This window comes from Leyella stercorea (assembly GCF_021531355.1).
Taxonomy (GTDB): Bacteria; Bacteroidota; Bacteroidia; order Bacteroidales; family Bacteroidaceae; genus Prevotella.
In genome coordinates this window covers 21,702-38,383 of sequence record NZ_JADYTS010000026.1, presented here as the reverse complement: position 1 = coordinate 38,383, position 16,682 = coordinate 21,702, and the positions used below count along the sequence as shown (strand labels likewise).

Here is a 16,682-nt window from a genome sequence, read left to right as displayed (position 1 = left end):
CCCTTGCCCCTCCCCCGTAGGGAGGGGCAAGGGGGTGGGGCTTCCTTATATATAATTATGAATCACTTGGATTACACCACATGCGGCACTTGCAGCCGCCTTATCAGCATCGACGTTGACGCCGACGGCATCATACGCAACCTCGCATTCGAGGGCGGATGCAACGGCAACCTCAAAGGCATATGCGCACTGTGCATCGGCAAGAAAGCTACCGACGTGAAGCAGACACTCAAGGGCATCACATGCGGCGGCAAAATGACAAGCTGTCCCGACCAGCTCGCTACAGCACTTGGCGAAATGGGATACTAAATAATTTTTCTTCTATTTTTCCGTTTTTTTGCACTAAGTTGTAAAAAATATATGTACCTTTGCTTACATAAATATACTAATGAACTCAAAAGTCTTGCATATACATATATATTATATAATGTAATGTAGCTTAGCAAGTTCTTAACTAACCAAACATTATGCTAAAACAAATTATCAACGGCCGCATTCTCACACCAGAAGGCTGGCTCGAAGGCGGTTCAGTTATCATCGACGGCAACAAGATTAAAGCCGTATCAAACAGTGATCTCCACATCGTAGATGCAGAAATCATAGATGCCAAGGGTTGCTATGTAGTTCCTGGCGGCATTGAGATGCACGTGCATGGCGGTGGCGGACGCGACTTCATGGAGGGCTCGGAAGAGGCTTTCCGCGTTGCCATAAAGGCACACATGAAGCATGGTACAACAGCCATCTTCCCCACTCTGTCTTCATCTACAGTGCCAATGATTGAGGCTGCATGCGAAACATGCGAAAAACTCATGGCAGAGGAGAACAGTCCTGTACTCGGACTCCACCTCGAAGGTCCTTACTTCAACCCCAAGCAGGCAGGCGCACAGATTCCTGAATGGATCAAACCGCCAGTAGCCGAGGAATACGAACCGCTGCTCGACAAGTATCCTTGCATCAAGCGCTGGGACGAAGCTCCCGAACTTCCGGGCTCAGCAGAGTTCATCAAGTCGTGCCGCAAGCATGGCGTTGTGGCAGCAATAGGTCACACACGCGCCACATACGAAGACGTTGTGGCTGGCCATGATGCCGGTATGTCGCACGCCACACACTTCTACAACGCTATGCCTGTAGTATATAAGGAGCACGAATTCAAGGTGCCCGGCACCGTTGAGAGTATCTATGCACTCTCAGACATGTCAGTAGAGGTCATCGCCGACGGCATCCACGTGCCACCGGTAATGCTTCGCGTTGTATATCAGATTAAGGGCGTTGAGAAGACAGCCCTCATCACCGACTCTTTGGCATGCGCAGCAAGCGACGAGGGCGTAGCATTCGACCCGCGCGTAATCCTTGAGGACGGTGTATGCAAGCTCGCCGACCACTCAGCACTTGCAGGCTCTATCGCCACTATGGACCGCCTCATCCGCACATGCGTGCAGCAGGCCAACATCCCAATGGAAGACGCATGCCGCATGGCAAGCGAAACTCCTGCCAAGATTATGGGTGTATTCGACCGCAAGGGATCACTTGAGGACGGCAAGGACGCCGATATCATGATGTTCGACAACGACCTTAAGCTCACATACGTTATGCAGATGGGCAACGAGGTAACCAACGAACTCTAAAACAGTAAAGCTATGCTAAAACAATTTGTCAACGGTCGCATCCTCACACCGAAAGGATGGCTTGATGGCGGCTCCATCGTTACCGACGGCAACAGAATCAGATGTGTCTCAAACATCGACCTGCACGTTGTGGGAGCTGAAATCATCGACGTTAACGGGGGCTATCTTGTCCCCGGCGGTGTAGACATGCATACACACGGCGGTGGCGGACGCGACTTTATCGAAGGCTGCGAAGACGCTTTCCGCGAAGCGGTCAACGCACACTTGAAGCATGGCACTACCTCAATATACCCGACACTGTCGTCATCGACTATCCCTACTATTGAGGCAGCATGCAATGTATGCGAGAAACTCATGGCTGAGGAGAACAGCCCAGTGCTCGGTTTGCACATCGAAGGTTCGTATATCAACCCCAAAGAGGCTGGTGCACAGAACCCCGTGCTGATCAAGGCACCGGTAATATACGAATACGAAACGCTGCTCAGCAAGTACAAGTGCCTAAAGCGTTGGGACGAAGCTCCCGAACTGCCAGGTTCTGTACGCTTCATCAAGACATGTAATATGCACGGCGTACTTACTGCACTCACCTGCACACGTGCCACTTACAAGGACGTGGTGGAAGCTCACAAGGCTGGCATGACGCACGCTGCACACTTCTACAACGCCATGCCTGTAGTATATAAGGAGCACGAGTTTAAGGTGCCTGGCACCGTAGAGAGCGTATATGCAATGCAGGACATGACCGTAGAGGTCATCGCTGACGGCTTGCACGTACCGCCAGTAATGCTTAAGGTTGTACACAAGATCAAGGGCGTTGAACGTATGGCACTCATCACCGACTCTTTGGCATATGCCGCAAGCGAAGGCGATGTTTCAGCCGAGCCACGCGTCATCATGGAAGACGGCGTATGTAAGCTGGCAGACCGTTCGGCTCTTGCAGGCTCAATCGCCACTATGGACACCCTCATACGCACCTGCATACAGAAAGCCAACATTCCTATGGAAGACGCTTTCCGCATGGCGAGCGAAACACCAGCCAAAATCATGGGCGTGTTCGACCGCAAGGGTTCTATCGAAGAAGGCAAGGATGCAGACATCATCGTATTTGACAAGGACATCAACCTCACCTATGTAATGCAGATGGGCAATGAAGTGGTGAACTATCTCTAAAAATAAAAAAACGACAAAAGACAACAAGTACAACGTTGGTATACCTTAATACAGAGTATATGATGTTGTACTTGTTGTCTTTTGTCGTTTATTGTATTTATCAGCGTTTGATTTCTACAAACATCTTCTACTTGTTGTAATCCTTCGGTGTATACCTACGATCGAAATACACCTTCTTCTTGTCTTTATCCGAACGCAGAGTCCACTGAAACGCGAAGCCCTCCTTCATATACGGGCGGAACGATGTACTCTCGCGTATATTAGTCAACAGAATCTCGGCAATCTTCTCACGGTGAATATCAAAAACCTTGACATTGTCCAGGTCGCCTACAGCCGAACAATAATAATGATAGGTCTTGGTATCCATTTCAAACGCCACACTGTCGGTACGGAAATTGTTCTGAACCGGCGTCGGGCAATACTTCTTGGTAAACTCACGTGCCTCACGCTGGGCACGTTGCTCCATACTCTCATGACAGCCGCAAAGCATGACAGAACACAAAGCGGCACAAATAGCAAAATATCTCATTTCGTATACGTTATGTTATATTTCTAATAATTAAATCAATAAGAAATGTGAAAGTTTAGATTCACAACCCTTTAAGACATAAATTCTTATGCAAAGTTACCCATTTGTCGGAAAAAACGAGTATCTTTGCACATAAAACTGATATATATCAATGGACAATATAAGGAATTTCTGTATTATTGCCCACATCGACCACGGCAAGTCGACACTTGCCGACCGACTGTTGGAGCGTACGCAAACAATCAAGATAACTGAAGGCCAGATGCTTGACAACATGGACTTGGAGCGCGAGCGTGGTATCACAATCAAGAGCCATGCCATCCAGATGGAGTATAAGCATAACGGCCAGACATATATTCTCAATCTTATTGATACCCCGGGACACGTCGACTTCTCATACGAAGTGTCGCGAAGCATTGCTGCCTGCGAGGGTGCGTTGCTCGTTGTAGACGCCACACAGGGCGTTCAGGCGCAGACCATCTCAAACCTCTATATGGCTATAGAACACGACCTTGAAATAATACCCGTGCTGAACAAGATCGACATGCCAAGCGCAATGCCCGACGAGGTAGAGGATGAGATTATAGATCTTATCGGTTGTAAGCGTGAGGACATTCTGCGTGCCTCGGGCAAGACAGGCGAAGGCGTTGACGATGTGCTCAAAGCCATAGTAGAGCGTGTACCACATCCCGTAGGCGATACAAAGGGTCCGCTTCAGGCGCTCATTTTCGACTCGGTATTCAACTCATTCCGCGGTATCATTGCCTACTTCAAGATTGAGAACGGCGAGATACGCAAGGGCGACAAGGTGAAGTTCTTCAACACCGGAATGGAGTATGTGGCAGATGAAGTAGGCGTACTGAAGATGGACATGGTGCCACGTCAGGTGCTCGGCACTGGCGAGGTAGGCTACATCATATCGGGCATCAAGGATGCCACTGAGGTTAAGGTGGGCGATACCATCACCCACGTCAACCGTCCATGCGATAAAGCAATCTCCGGATTCCAGGAAGTAAAGCCTATGGTGTTTGCCGGTGTATACCCCATCGACCCAAGCGAATACGAGAATCTGCGCGCTTCGCTCGAGAAGTTGCAACTCAACGACGCTTCACTGACATTCTCGCCAGAGTCGTCGGTAGCACTCGGATTCGGATTCCGCTGCGGATTCCTCGGACTGCTGCACATGGAGATTGTACAGGAACGACTCGACCGCGAGTTCAATATGGACGTTATCACCACCGTGCCCAACGTTTCGTATATGGTATACGACAAGCAGGGAGGCGTGAAGGAGGTACACAATCCGTCGGGATTGCCCGAGCAGACACTCATCGACCATATCGAAGAACCATACATTCGTGCATCAATCATCACCACGACAAACTTCATTGGTCCTATCATGACACTCTGCCTCGACAAGCGCGGCGAGCTCATCAACCAGGAATACGTCAGCGGCAACCGCGTGGAACTGCACTTTATGCTGCCACTTGGCGAGATTGTGATCGACTTCTACGACAAACTCAAGTCGATAAGCAAGGGCTACGCCTCGTTCGACTATCATATCGACGGCTTCCGCCCATCACGTCTGGCCAAGCTCGACATCCTGCTCAACGGCGAACCTGTCGACGCCCTCTCAGCACTGACCCATCAGGACAATGCCGTAAGCATGGGACGCAAGATGTGCGAGAAGCTGAAGGACCTCATCCCACGCCAGCAGTTTGACATTGCCATACAGGCTGCCATCGGTGCCAAGATTGTTGCACGCGAGACTATCAAGTGCGTACGCAAGGACGTGACAGCAAAGTGTTATGGTGGCGACGTAAGCCGTAAGCGCAAATTGCTCGAAAAGCAGAAGAAGGGAAAGAAGCGTATGAAGCAGATTGGCAATGTCGAGGTTCCGCAGAAAGCATTCCTCGCCGTGCTGAAGCTCGACTAAAAAAGGGTCGATAGAGTTAAATATATATTCAACCAAACAAAAATCAATAAGTCAACTAAACAAATATAGAAAGGAAGGTAACTTATGAAAGAGTTGGTCGGCACAAACACGCGCGACATCGCACGTGAATTGGCAAGACGTTACAGTACAATGACGCACGATGAGCTCGACGTGCTTGAGAGCATACTTGTACCTATCAAGTACACCAAAGGCGAAATTGCACTCAGCGAAGGTGAAATATGCAAGAACTTCTTGTATATCGACAAGGGACTCATGCGCCAATTCTACTTTAAGCACGGCAAGGAAGTGACCGAACATCTGGCACAAGACCATACCATCGTAATGTGCATCGAAAGCCTCTTCAAGGAGGAACCAACCAAGCTGCAGATTGAGGCCATCGAGCCTACTGTAGTATACGCTCTGCCTAAGGCCGAGCTTGAAAGAGTGGCTATGCACAACGTCAACATACAGATACTCTACCGCAAGATATTGGAGGAAAGCCTCATCATGTCGCAGATACATGCCGACCTTGTGCGCTTTGAGACAGCACAAGACCGCTACAAGAGACTGTGCAAACTGATGCCGCAGGTGGTGTTGCGTGCACCGTTGGTGTACATAGCAAGCTATCTGCAGATGACCCCCGAGACATTGTCGCGTGTACGTGCATCTACTCTTCTCGACTAAGAGAGAACGTCACGCTATACAAATGACTTTTAACATTATCACAAAATGAAAAAAATATTGTTGTTAGGTTCGGGCGAATTGGGCAAAGAGTTTGTCATCGCCGCAAAGCGTGCAGGACAATATGTCATTGCATGCGACAGATACGAAGGCGCACCGGCAATGCAGGTTGCCGACGAGCACGAAGTGTTCAACATGCTTGATGGCGATGCCTTGACTGCTGTTGTTGAGCGTCATCACCCCGACATCATCGTGCCCGAAATAGAGGCTATACGCACTGAGCGCCTTTTCGACTTCGAGAAGGAAGGCATTCAGGTGGTGCCGAGCGCCCGCGCCGTAAACTATACAATGAACCGCAAGGCCATACGCGACCTCGCTGCTAAGGAATTAGGACTGCGTACAGCCAAATACTTCTACGCCACCACTCTCGAACAGCTCCGCGAGCACTCTAAGGAGATTGGTTTTCCATGCGTAATCAAACCCCTTATGTCGTCATCGGGTCACGGACAGAGCATTGTTCGCGGACCGGAACAGCTTGAGAAGGCATTCAACGACGCTATGGAAGGAAGCCGTGGCGACGTGAAGGAGATAATTATCGAGGAATTCATCCACTTCGACTCTGAGTTCACTCTGCTCACAGTAACACAGAAGAACGGCCCCACACTGTTCTGTCCGCCTATCGGACACGTACAGAAAGGTGGCGACTATCGCGAGAGCTGGCAGCCGTTCCAGTTGCCTGAGGACGAATTGCGCAAGGCAGAAGACATGGCAGAGAAGGTGACAAAGGCACTTACCGGTGCCGGAATCTGGGGCGTTGAATTCTTCCTTACAAAGGAGGGTGAAGTGATATTCAGCGAACTTTCACCGCGTCCGCACGACACTGGAATGGTTACACTGGGCCATACAACAAACCTCTCAGAGTTTGAACTCCACTTCCGCGCAGTAATGGGACTGCCCATAGCAGGCATTCATCTTGAGCATGCAGGAGCAAGTGCCGTAGTTCTTTCACCCACAGAGACAAATGACCCATTGCCCTACAACTTCATGGATGCACTCAAAGAAGATTACACACGAGTACGTATCTTCGGTAAGGGGGAGGCACACGTAGGTCGTCGCATGGGCGTAGTGCTCTGCTATGGCGAACCGACAGCCGACACCACACAGCTTCGTGAAAAGGCAAAGCGACTCGCAGCAACAGTGCTTGGTACCGACCCATATATGGATAAGTAACAAGACAAAGCTATATACATAAGTTTCGCAAGTCGTCGACTTGCGAAACTTTTTTTATTAATCATTATGAACAAGATCATTTCATCCAAATCATCAAGCCACCATATTGCAACATTGCAATCTATGCGTTTCGTATTCTGCATGCAGATTTTCATCTGCCACTATTTTAGCAATCTTGGTTTTCACGGTTTTGATTATGGAGGCGATGCAGGTGTATCATTCTTCTTCATACTAAGTGGATTTGTATTGAGCATTGGATGCGGTACAAGAGTAGAAGAAGGAACATTCCGGTACGTTCAATTCCTACGCAAACGCCTTGCAAAAATATATCCACTTCATTTGGTTACATTCATCATAGCTTTATGTATGAGCTTTGTAGCTGGAGTGAAATTCAATATCATAAAGACATTACTTCATGTTTTTATGCTTCAAGAGTTTACTCTATCCGAAGACATGCTGAAATATGGTACAGGACTTTCATGGTTTCTTGGAGCATTGTTCTTTTGCTATTTTTTGTTTCCTTTTCTCTACAGACAATTGATAATATCGCGCAACAAAGTGTTCGGTGCACTATTAACGATATATATATACTATTAGCACTTGCCATAGAGTCATGTTGCAACAACTCTGCAATAGACGATTTCGTCTATGCTTTTCCACCGTTACGTGTCATTGATTTTGCAGTAGGAATAATAGCATATCGTCTGTATACCGCCCCCTTCTCCATACGCTTAAAGCAATGGATTTCCAGACAGTCAACCAGCATATTGTCGACACTCGAAATAATAATAGTTGCAATGTCTGTATTGACATATATCCCATACTGTTCGTTACCTTTATGGATACGTTTCGCTCCATTGTTTTGGCTACCATTCAGCCTGTTAATATATTGGTTTGCCATTTCAAACGACAACAAAGGCATAATTTCAAAATTATTAAGCCAACGAGCCCTTGTCTTCTTGGGCAACATCAGTTTCGAAATATACATGTTGCATGGTATAGTGATTACAGCATTTGTATTCGTGTGGGGACGTCTCTTTGGATATGACACAGTATGCAATCCAATACTTTTTGCAATATGCCTTGTCTTGTCGGTAGTTGCAGCATACATATTTGCAATAATTATGAGAATCGGGCGTTATAAGAATAAAAAAGAATTTCAATGAAAAGAAATAATTATTCGCTCTTAGAATTTCCTAAGATAATCGACCCTCGAGGCAATCTAACCGTTGCAGAAAGTATGCAGCACGTGCCTTTTGACGTGCGACGTGTATATTGGACTTACGATGTTCCGGCAGGCGAAAGCCGTGGCGGACATGCTCATAAGCAATGCCGCGAAGTGATTATCGCTGTAAGCGGGTCGTTTACTGTGACACTCGACAATGGCAGTGAAAAGAAATCATTTCATCTCAATCACCCTTGGCAAGGACTGCTTGTAGAAACAGGCATATGGCGCACGCTCGACGACTTCTCATCGGGTGCCGTATGTCTTGTCATCGCTTCCGAACTTTACGACGAAGATGACTATATATACGACTACGACGAATTCTTAAAATATAAGCAATGCTCTATGTAAGACGATACACCAATGCCGACGCTACAGAATGGAACACATTCGTGAGTAAGGCCAAGAACGCAACGTTTCTACTTAAACGTGGATATATGGACTACCACAGCGACCGCTTCACCGACTGCTCGCTGATGGTATATACACAGAAGGACAACGGCAAAGCACCGTTGCTCATAGCTCTCCTTCCGGCTACCATTCACGGCGACGAACTGCGCTCACATGGCGGACTGACATACGGTGGACTCATCATGTGTGGCGATATGACTGCCGAACTGTGTCTTGACGTGTTTGCTGTCATCAACAGTTTCTTGCATGACGAGTGTGGCGTAAAGCGTATTGTGTACAAACCTATACCTTGGATTTATCACTCGATGCCTGCCGAAGAAGACCTGTATGCCATCTTTAGAGTATGCAATGCGCATATTGCTGCACGCGACATATCATCTACAATTTGTCTCGACAGAAGGCCGAAATTCAGCAAACTGCGCCATCGCTGCGTCAATAAGGCACGACGCAACGGAATAACAGTAGCTGAAACAAATGACATCTCTGATTTCTGGCAAATCCTTAACGACAACCTTGAGGCGAAATATGGAGTACACCCAGTTCATACCATCGACGAACTGCAACTCCTACACTCACGCTTTCCTGATAACATAAGGTTGTTTATGGCGTACGAAGGCAATACGCCACTGGGTGGAACAATGGTGTTTGAATGTGGCGAAACGGTGCACACTCAATATATATCGGCTTCGAAACGTGGCAAGGAGATTGGGGCGCTCGACCTCGTATTCGACTATCTAATCAACGAACGATATGCCGACCGACGATATTTCGACTTCGGAAAATCGACCGAACAATTGGGACACTATCTCAATTGCAACCTTATACACCAGAAAGAAGGGTTCGGCGGTCGCGGCGTGTGCTACGACACCTACGAATGGGAGGTAGGAGTTAGGAATTAGGAGTTAGGAATTTGGAATTATTAATATGGCAATGATAAAATATCTTGACCTAAAGGCTATGACGGCGATGCATGCCGATGAAATCAATGCTGCCGTACAGCGTGTTGTGGATAGCGGATGGTATCTGCAAGGCAACGAGAACAAGGCGTTCACCGAGGAATATGCCCGTTATATCGGCACACGTTATTGTGTAGGTTGCGGCAACGGACTCGACGCTCTTACGCTCATCTTGCGGGCTTATAAGGAGATGGGCAGACTGCACGACGGCGACGAAGTGATTGTTCCAGCCAACACCTATATAGCTACCATACTTGCCATAACCGAAAACAATCTGACGCCAGTGCTCGTCGAACCGCGCATCGATACATTCCAGATTGACGACCGGCTGATTGAACGCGCCATAACCAACCGCACACGTGCCGTAATGATTGTCCATCTCTACGGACAATATGCATACACCGAACGTATTCACGCAATATGCCATAACCACAACCTGCTGCTTATCGAGGACAATGCCCAGGCTCACGGATGCCGATACAACGACCGTCTTACCGGCTCATTGGGCAATGCCGCTGCCCATAGCTTCTATCCAGGTAAAAACCTTGGGGCATTGGGCGATGGCGGTGCCGTCACTACCGACGATGAAGAGCTGGCAACGATGATTGGCACATTAGGCAATTACGGGTCGCAACGCAAGTATGTATTCGACTATAAGGGTCGCAACAGTCGCCTTGACGAGATTCAAGCTGCCGTATTGCGGGTGAAACTGAAGTATCTCGATGCCGACAATGCGCTGCGCCGCAACATTGCCATGCAATACATTGAGCATATAGACAATCCCTTGCTTACTCTTCCTTCTGCCCACTATTGCCAGCACAGCGTACACCACATCTTCCCTGTGCTATGCAACGAGCGCGAACGCTTGCAGCAACACATGCTCGACCAAGACATACAGACAATGATACACTACCCCATTCCACCCCATCGCCAGCAATGCTATGCCGACATAGGCTTGCTGTCGTTGCCCATTACCGAGCGCATACACAGCGAAGAGCTAAGCCTTCCGCTTAACCCTACGCTGCAACAAGAGGAAATAGAACGAATCATCGAAGCTGCCAACAGCTTCAAGTAGAGTTCTTGACAACAGCTTCTGGACATGTTGCGTGTCTTGAAACAACCGTATCATGGCATGATACGAAGTTATTTTATGGCCGATTGCTTATGAACAATACAAACTATAGGAGGCTATGGCATTCCCGCCATAGCCTCCTACTGTTTGGTTTACTGCAAAATCAATATCTTGCACTGAATGTGCTTACGCTATATACATGGATAATGCCAATCGTGCATCGGACGGGAGTCCGCCGTTCCTTTATCAAACTGTATATACTGTTGTCCTATTCCGTTATCACAACCGTAACACCACGTGCAGCCTGCGCTCCCATGACAAGAGCCTGCTCGATGTCGGCTGTCTTCGACGGACCAGAAATGAACGTTCCGAGTCCTGTAGCAGGCATTTCAATGCGTGCGTAAGCCTCGTGCATATTATTGACGATGCCGCTCTTGGGCAGCACAATGACGAGATACTCGCATATGAAGCACACCGCCTTCTGCTTCATCGACTGCGGAATCCACACACATCCATTCTCTGCCACACCTATCTGACCGCTCACCACACCCACATCGGTGCCGTTAAGAGCCTGAGCGTCTGCCACGGTATCGGGATTTAGCGTTGCCATCTTTACCTCCGGAAGATTGGAAGCCACAACCTTGGCATCGGGATAAGCCTTACGTATGATGTCGTCGAGACTGTCGCCCGTTGCTGCCTCCACCACATTGGCACCCACAGCCTGGCTCATCTCTATGAACTGCGCTACCGTGTCGGCATAGGTTATGCCCTTCACTTCGTCGGCAGGCATATCGTATTGCTCGCGCGTATTGCTGCGGAGCTTCTGCAAAAGTTCTTCTTTATAATTACCCATCAATAATCAAACATTAAACATTTAACACTTAACATTCAACACTAAACCTTCCCCTTCTTCCACATTTCCTGAAATGACTCCTTGGCAAACTCCGGCTTAGTATGTCCAACACTCCAAGGATTCACTCCACGCACACGTGTGAGTTTGTCGGGTACGATATTGGCCAACGGAGCCAGACGCAGGGCGGCAGCATACAGATGCGGATGCTCAAACAATGCCTCCATACCAATTGACATGAACTTCTTCATAGGGTCGGCACGGTGGAGCGAATCGAGTTTCTGACGCCACAGATATATCTGCGAGCCAGGACCGACCTTCGACGGACACACATTGTCGCACGACAGACACAGCGTGCAAGCCGACACATTGTCGCTATAACGGCGTGCATCGTGCAGCATACCGAGGTTCACTCCGATAGGTCCGGGTATAAAGTATGTATATGAATAGCCACCCGAACGGCGATAGACAGGACAAGTGTTCATGCACGATCCACAGCGTATGCACTTCAGAGTCTCCCAATGGTCGCTGTCAGCGAGAATGTCGCTTCGACCGTTGTCTACAAGTATGACATGCATCTCAGCCCCAGGACGCGCCTGACGGAAGTGCGACGTGTATGCAGTAGTAGGCTGTCCTGTAGCCGAACGGCACAGCAGACGCTGGAAAACAGCAAGCGATTTGTAGTCGGGCACTATCTTCTCTATGCCCATAGCCACAAGATGCAGCTTAGGCATTGACGTAGACATGTCGGCATTGCCCTCATTGGTGCACACTACGATGTCGCCCGACTCAGCCACACCGAAGTTGCAGCCTGTCATACCAGCCCCTGCCTCCATGAATTGGTTGCGCAGGTGCATACGTGCGCAGCGTGTCAGATATGTAGGGTCGTAATTGCCAATCTGCTTGCTGATACCTTTCTCCTCAAACATACGGCCTACCTCTTCACGCTTCAAGTGTATTGCCGGCATCACTATATGACTCGGCTTCTGATGAAGCAGTTGCAGAATACGCTCGCCGAGATCGGTCTCCACCACATCTATGCCGTTCTGTTCGAGATAAGGATTCATGCCACACTCCTCAGTAAGCATCGACTTCGACTTCACCATCTTCTTCACGCCGTGCTTCTGAAGAATTTCGAGCACCGTCTTGTTGAAGTCGTCTGCCGTACGTGCCCAGTGCACAATCACGCCACGGCTCTCCAGCTGACCGGCAAACTGCTCCAGATAGTCAGCCAGATGTGTTATGGTGTGACGTTTGATTTGGCTGGCATGTTCGCGTAGCTGTTCCCACTCGTCCAGTCCCTTAGCCATCTGGTCGCGCTTCTGTCGGAGCGTCCAAAACGTAGCGTCGTGCCACGTTGTCTTCTCTCTGTTTTCGTTGAAGCGGCGTGCCGCTTTGCTGTGTAGTGTACTCATAGTCCTGCTGCCAATATCTGTACTACATGTATGAACTTGATAGGCTTGTTCTCCTTGCGTGCTATGCCCTGCATGTGCATCAGGCACGACGAGTCGGGACCAGTGATGTATTCGGCTCCCGTAGCCATGTGTCGTGCTATCTTGTCCTCGCCCATTCGTGTCGACACGTCGGGTTCTTCCACCGAGAACATGCCTCCGAATCCGCAGCATTCGTCCTTGCGTTCGGGCTCACGTATTGTGATGCCGTCTACCATACGCAGAAGGTCGATAATCTTGTTGAACTGCGGCACGTTGCGTTCAGACGGCGACGAGAGTCCCAATTCGCGCACTCCATGACATGAATTGTGCACACTCACCACATGAGGAAAGCTCGCCTTCAAGCTGGTGGGCTTCACTACGTCGTGAATGAACTCCACTACGTCCATAATCTTCTTCGATGTGATGCACTCATGATTTCCTTTTGCCAATCGTGGATGATACAATTTGACGAAAGCAGTACACGATGCCGACGGAGCTACAACATAATCAAATTCGGCGAACTTCTCGTCGAAACTGTCGGCTATCTTGCCTGCCATCTTCTCAAATCCTGCATTGGCCATAGGCTGTCCACAACAAGTCTGGTCAAGGGGGTAGGCTACGTCAAGTCCAAGACTCTTAAGGAGCTTGTATGTGGCGACACCTACCTCGGGATAGAGTGCGTCTACGTAGCAGGGAATAAACAATCCTATTTTCATAATGTTAAAAAAGTCATCCGTTTCTTTAGAATACTGTCAATTAAAACGGTACAAAAGTAATAAAAATCACATAAAATCGAAATGTCATATTTAAGCATTTTTTTAGATTTAAATTATTTAACGTTGCACATTTATATGTTTTTTCTCGATTTTTCATGCAATATAATCAACATCATTGCATTATAAGTATAGAGAACAGACAATAAACACATGAATTTGATGTATCATAAACTGAATATAACAATATTGTTGACAGCCATACTTACTGCCATATCGCTGACTTCGTGCGGTGTCGACGACTCTTCACCCGATCAATTCGACGTGGGCTTCAACGCACAGTCGGGCACTACATACAACGGCAAATGGGACTTCAACGGCAAGACTATCGACAAAGTGCAAATGAGTGCTCAGAGCAAAACCTTTGTGTTCGGCACCATACCCGCCATACAGATTGCAGAGACGATATTCGCCGGACATAGTATTGACGGCGTATCGATGGGTATACAAAACGTAATGTATGAAGCTGTGCACCAATCTGACGGCACCAACGTCTACTCCATCAAGCCATCGGTGTGGCAGTTTGAAGCTTTGGTTGACGGCAAACGACACAACATACAACTAATGTTGGGAAAGACCAGCGCCTCAACCGACAGTCAGTCGTGGGGCAAATACGCACCCAAAAGCCGCGTGCTGACCGTATTTCTGCACTTTACAGCCTACACCATTGACAATGGCGACCCACAACCCCTGCAAATGAAATTGACTTACACCGGCACCCCCATAACCGACTGTTGATACTTTGAAACCAGAAGAGCGCCTTGTGCGCGACATAAAAAACGGTGACCGTGCTGCTATGCGACGGCTCTACGACCTGTATTCGGGATATGTCATGGCTGTTGTCATGCGATATGTTCCGGACAGGGACGACGTGCCCGACGTTGTGCAGGATGCCTTCATCAGGATATTCACGTCGATAGGGCAATACGAATATCGTGGCGAAGGAACACTCAAGATGTGGCTGTCGAGGGTTACAGCCAATGAGGCTCTCGGTTTTCTGCGTCGCAAGGGCAACATAACATTCACCGACAACATTCCCGACGAACCCATCGACGACGAACCGGACATCAGCCAAATCTCCAACGAGGCTCTGACCGAAATGATCGCATCACTGCCCGAGGGCTATCGAGTGGTGCTCAACCTATATGTTTTCGGACAGATGAGCCATAAAGAGATTGCCGACGAACTGGGCATCACACCCAGCACATCGGCATCGCAATATTATCACGCCAAAAAGATGTTGGCAAACAAGATTAAAGAATACAACAAAAGAAACGCAATATGAAACAAAACGATTGGACCAGCAAGCTGCACGAACGTCTCGCCGACCAGGAGGCTACTGTGCCCGACGGATTGTGGGACAAGATAGCTACACGACTTGACGATACCAACGCCGCCGCACCTGCACCTAACTTCAACACAACTGCACGCCCAAAGACCGCACGTATCATAGCACTGGCATTGTCGGCTGCGGCATCAGTGGCTGTAATAGTGATGGTGGCACTGCGACTTAATGACAACACCATAAATAATGTGGCACAAATATACGACCGCCCTGCTGCATCATTGCGCAATGGCACTCCGTCGACTATCATCAACAATGCCCAGCCGCTCTTGGCTCGCCTCACATCTGCTTCACCCACAAAGGTGACAGCTCATATATCGGATGAGATGGTCATCACGACAGAAGCAGCACCATTAGCCGAAGACACAGCATATCGCAGCGTATGCGAGACTCCACCTAACGATTTGCAGACAAGAACAGCCACTGACGAGAGCAAGTCTATGACAAGCAAAAGTCAAGAAAGTGCCAATACAAGAAAACGCTCCAACCACACTTCGACAACACAATACACCCAGACATGGCAGACGGGACGCACTGCGCAGCGAAGCAAATGGAACATCGGCATGCACGCCGAGGGCATTACTACCAACAGCCGTTACACCCAACGCCCTATGCTTATGGCTACACGCGAGGCAGACTTTCTGACATCGGGAAATCCCAACAAAGCACAGTCGGTGCTGGCAAACCATCCATTGCAACTTACCGACTACTCGCAGACCAAACACCACTACCATCCCATGTCGTTCGGACTGTCTGTAGGCTACAATCTAACGCCTCGCCTCACCATGACTACGGGTATGGTCTATACCTACGCATCGTCCGACTTCACCAGTTCGGCAGCCGGCGATGACATTGTTGAGACTCAGCACCTGCACTACATCGGCATTCCACTCAACGTGAAATACAAGGTTTGGGGCAACAGTGCTGTACAGACTTACGCCACAGCTGGTGGACAAGCCGACATTAATGTATCGGCTAAGATACAGACAGGCGACATCACCAAGGACACTGACAAAGACCACATACAGTTCTCTGTAGGCGGTGCTGTAGGCGTGCAATACAACGTCATCCCCCATTTGGGCCTGTACGCCGAACCTGGCGTGCGCTACTATATCGACAACAAGAGTGACACAGAGACTATTTTCAAGGAAAAGAAACTCAACTTCAACCTACAATTAGGCATAAGAGTTGAGCTGTGAGGATGTTGGAAGTTGAGAATTGAGAGTTGAGAATTGAGAGTTATGATATGTTTTGTAGCAATAATGATTCGATTAAAAGTTTTATAATAGATAATCATAACTTTAAATTCTCAATTCTCAACTTTCAACTTTATTTTAAATCTTAACTGTATTTCAAATCTCAATTGTATTTCGAATCAAAACTACCAATAATTATCAGCAGAATTTGTTAATAATTACAAACCCGTAAAAAAAAAACGACTTTTTGTTT

The 16,682-nt window shown here is 48.4% G+C and carries 18 protein-coding genes; 13 read left to right on the top strand and 5 right to left on the bottom strand.

All coding sequences use genetic code 11. The annotated features are described in order from the left end of the window. Nucleotides 1-57: 57 nt before the first annotated feature. The 3 genes from I6E38_RS07440 to nagA (I6E38_RS07430) all read left to right on the top strand — a co-directional run bounded on the left by I6E38_RS07440 (nucleotide 58) and on the right by nagA (I6E38_RS07430) (nucleotide 2,795). On the top strand, nucleotides 58-309 hold the full coding sequence (locus tag I6E38_RS07440; RefSeq protein WP_235393370.1) for a TIGR03905 family TSCPD domain-containing protein: 252 nt from the start codon (nucleotides 58-60) through the stop codon (nucleotides 307-309). Between the two features lie 158 nt (nucleotides 310-467). Then, nucleotides 468-1,625 (top strand): N-acetylglucosamine-6-phosphate deacetylase, encoded by a 1,158-nt coding sequence (gene nagA / locus I6E38_RS07435; protein WP_235393369.1) that lies wholly within the window; start codon nucleotides 468-470, stop codon nucleotides 1,623-1,625. 12 nt (nucleotides 1,626-1,637) lie between these two features. Continuing rightward, complete coding sequence (gene nagA / locus I6E38_RS07430) at nucleotides 1,638-2,795, top strand: N-acetylglucosamine-6-phosphate deacetylase (RefSeq protein WP_235393368.1); 1,158 nt, start codon at nucleotides 1,638-1,640, stop codon at nucleotides 2,793-2,795. 127 nt (nucleotides 2,796-2,922) lie between these two features. On the opposite strand, the gene I6E38_RS07425 is transcribed toward nagA (I6E38_RS07430), so the two are convergent. After that, nucleotides 2,923-3,324, bottom strand: a complete 402-nt coding sequence (locus I6E38_RS07425; protein WP_235393367.1) for a hypothetical protein — start codon at nucleotides 3,322-3,324, stop codon at nucleotides 2,923-2,925. A 151-nt stretch (nucleotides 3,325-3,475) separates the two neighbouring features. Here I6E38_RS07425 and lepA point away from each other — a divergent pair, with 151 nt between their 5' ends. The 4 genes from lepA (at nucleotide 3,476) to I6E38_RS07405 (ending at nucleotide 7,765) form a co-directional block, all read left to right on the top strand. Then, on the top strand, nucleotides 3,476-5,257 hold the full coding sequence (gene lepA / locus I6E38_RS07420; RefSeq protein WP_235393366.1) for a translation elongation factor 4: 1,782 nt from the start codon (nucleotides 3,476-3,478) through the stop codon (nucleotides 5,255-5,257). Between the two features lie 84 nt (nucleotides 5,258-5,341). After that, entirely contained in the window at nucleotides 5,342-5,941 is a 600-nt protein-coding gene (locus I6E38_RS07415) for a Crp/Fnr family transcriptional regulator (protein WP_235393365.1), read from the top strand. A 45-nt stretch (nucleotides 5,942-5,986) separates the two neighbouring features. Next, the gene (gene purT / locus I6E38_RS07410) at nucleotides 5,987-7,168 is read left to right on the top strand and encodes a formate-dependent phosphoribosylglycinamide formyltransferase (RefSeq protein ID WP_235393364.1); all 1,182 of its coding nucleotides are present in this window, start codon (nucleotides 5,987-5,989) and stop codon (nucleotides 7,166-7,168) included. 66 nt (nucleotides 7,169-7,234) lie between these two features. Next, the gene (locus I6E38_RS07405; RefSeq protein ID WP_235393363.1) at nucleotides 7,235-7,765 is read left to right on the top strand and encodes an acyltransferase family protein; all 531 of its coding nucleotides are present in this window, start codon (nucleotides 7,235-7,237) and stop codon (nucleotides 7,763-7,765) included. A gap of 49 nt (nucleotides 7,766-7,814) precedes the next feature. On the opposite strand, the gene I6E38_RS07400 is transcribed toward I6E38_RS07405, so the two are convergent. Beyond that, on the bottom strand, nucleotides 7,815-8,138 hold the full coding sequence (locus I6E38_RS07400; protein WP_235393362.1) for a hypothetical protein: 324 nt from the start codon (nucleotides 8,136-8,138) through the stop codon (nucleotides 7,815-7,817). Nucleotides 8,139-8,330: 192 nt separating this feature from the next. On the opposite strand from I6E38_RS07400, the gene I6E38_RS07395 reads away from it, so the two are divergent. From I6E38_RS07395 to I6E38_RS07385, 3 genes are read left to right on the top strand one after another with little or no spacing between them, the layout of a single operon-like run. Further along, nucleotides 8,331-8,744, top strand: a complete 414-nt coding sequence (locus I6E38_RS07395) for a sugar 3,4-ketoisomerase (RefSeq protein ID WP_235393361.1) — start codon at nucleotides 8,331-8,333, stop codon at nucleotides 8,742-8,744. Then, nucleotides 8,732-9,703, top strand: a complete 972-nt coding sequence (locus I6E38_RS07390) for a GNAT family N-acetyltransferase (protein WP_235393360.1) — start codon at nucleotides 8,732-8,734, stop codon at nucleotides 9,701-9,703. The genes I6E38_RS07395 and I6E38_RS07390 overlap by 13 nt, the downstream gene beginning before the upstream one ends. Before the next feature lie 31 nt (nucleotides 9,704-9,734). Then, the gene (locus tag I6E38_RS07385; protein WP_235393371.1) at nucleotides 9,735-10,835 is read left to right on the top strand and encodes a DegT/DnrJ/EryC1/StrS family aminotransferase; all 1,101 of its coding nucleotides are present in this window, start codon (nucleotides 9,735-9,737) and stop codon (nucleotides 10,833-10,835) included. A gap of 265 nt (nucleotides 10,836-11,100) precedes the next feature. Here I6E38_RS07385 and I6E38_RS07380 read toward each other — a convergent pair whose 3' ends face one another. Genes I6E38_RS07380 through I6E38_RS07370 form a run of 3 tightly spaced genes read right to left on the bottom strand, consistent with a single transcriptional unit; the run spans nucleotide 11,101 to nucleotide 13,831 of the window. Then, entirely contained in the window at nucleotides 11,101-11,685 is a 585-nt protein-coding gene (locus I6E38_RS07380) for a LutC/YkgG family protein (RefSeq protein ID WP_235393359.1), read from the bottom strand. Nucleotides 11,686-11,726: 41 nt separating this feature from the next. Next, the gene (locus I6E38_RS07375; RefSeq protein ID WP_235393358.1) at nucleotides 11,727-13,097 is read right to left on the bottom strand and encodes a lactate utilization protein B; all 1,371 of its coding nucleotides are present in this window, start codon (nucleotides 13,095-13,097) and stop codon (nucleotides 11,727-11,729) included. Then, entirely contained in the window at nucleotides 13,094-13,831 is a 738-nt protein-coding gene (locus I6E38_RS07370) for a (Fe-S)-binding protein (protein ID WP_235393357.1), read from the bottom strand. Before I6E38_RS07370 ends, I6E38_RS07375 begins: the two co-directional genes overlap by 4 nt. 219 nt (nucleotides 13,832-14,050) lie before the next feature. Between I6E38_RS07370 and I6E38_RS07365 the strand changes: the two genes are divergently transcribed. From I6E38_RS07365 to I6E38_RS07355, 3 genes are read left to right on the top strand one after another with little or no spacing between them, the layout of a single operon-like run. Further along, nucleotides 14,051-14,626: a hypothetical protein gene (locus I6E38_RS07365; protein ID WP_235393356.1), complete on the top strand. Its 576-nt coding sequence runs from the start codon at nucleotides 14,051-14,053 to the stop codon at nucleotides 14,624-14,626. Between the two features lie 4 nt (nucleotides 14,627-14,630). Next, a complete protein-coding gene (locus tag I6E38_RS07360; protein ID WP_235393355.1) occupies nucleotides 14,631-15,173 on the top strand; it encodes an RNA polymerase sigma factor in 543 nt (180 codons plus the stop codon). Next, nucleotides 15,170-16,432 carry a porin family protein gene (locus I6E38_RS07355; protein WP_235393354.1) on the top strand — a complete coding sequence of 421 codons (1,263 nt, stop codon included), beginning with the start codon at nucleotides 15,170-15,172 and terminating at the stop codon, nucleotides 16,430-16,432. Before I6E38_RS07360 ends, I6E38_RS07355 begins: the two co-directional genes overlap by 4 nt. Nucleotides 16,433-16,682 lie beyond the last annotated feature (250 nt).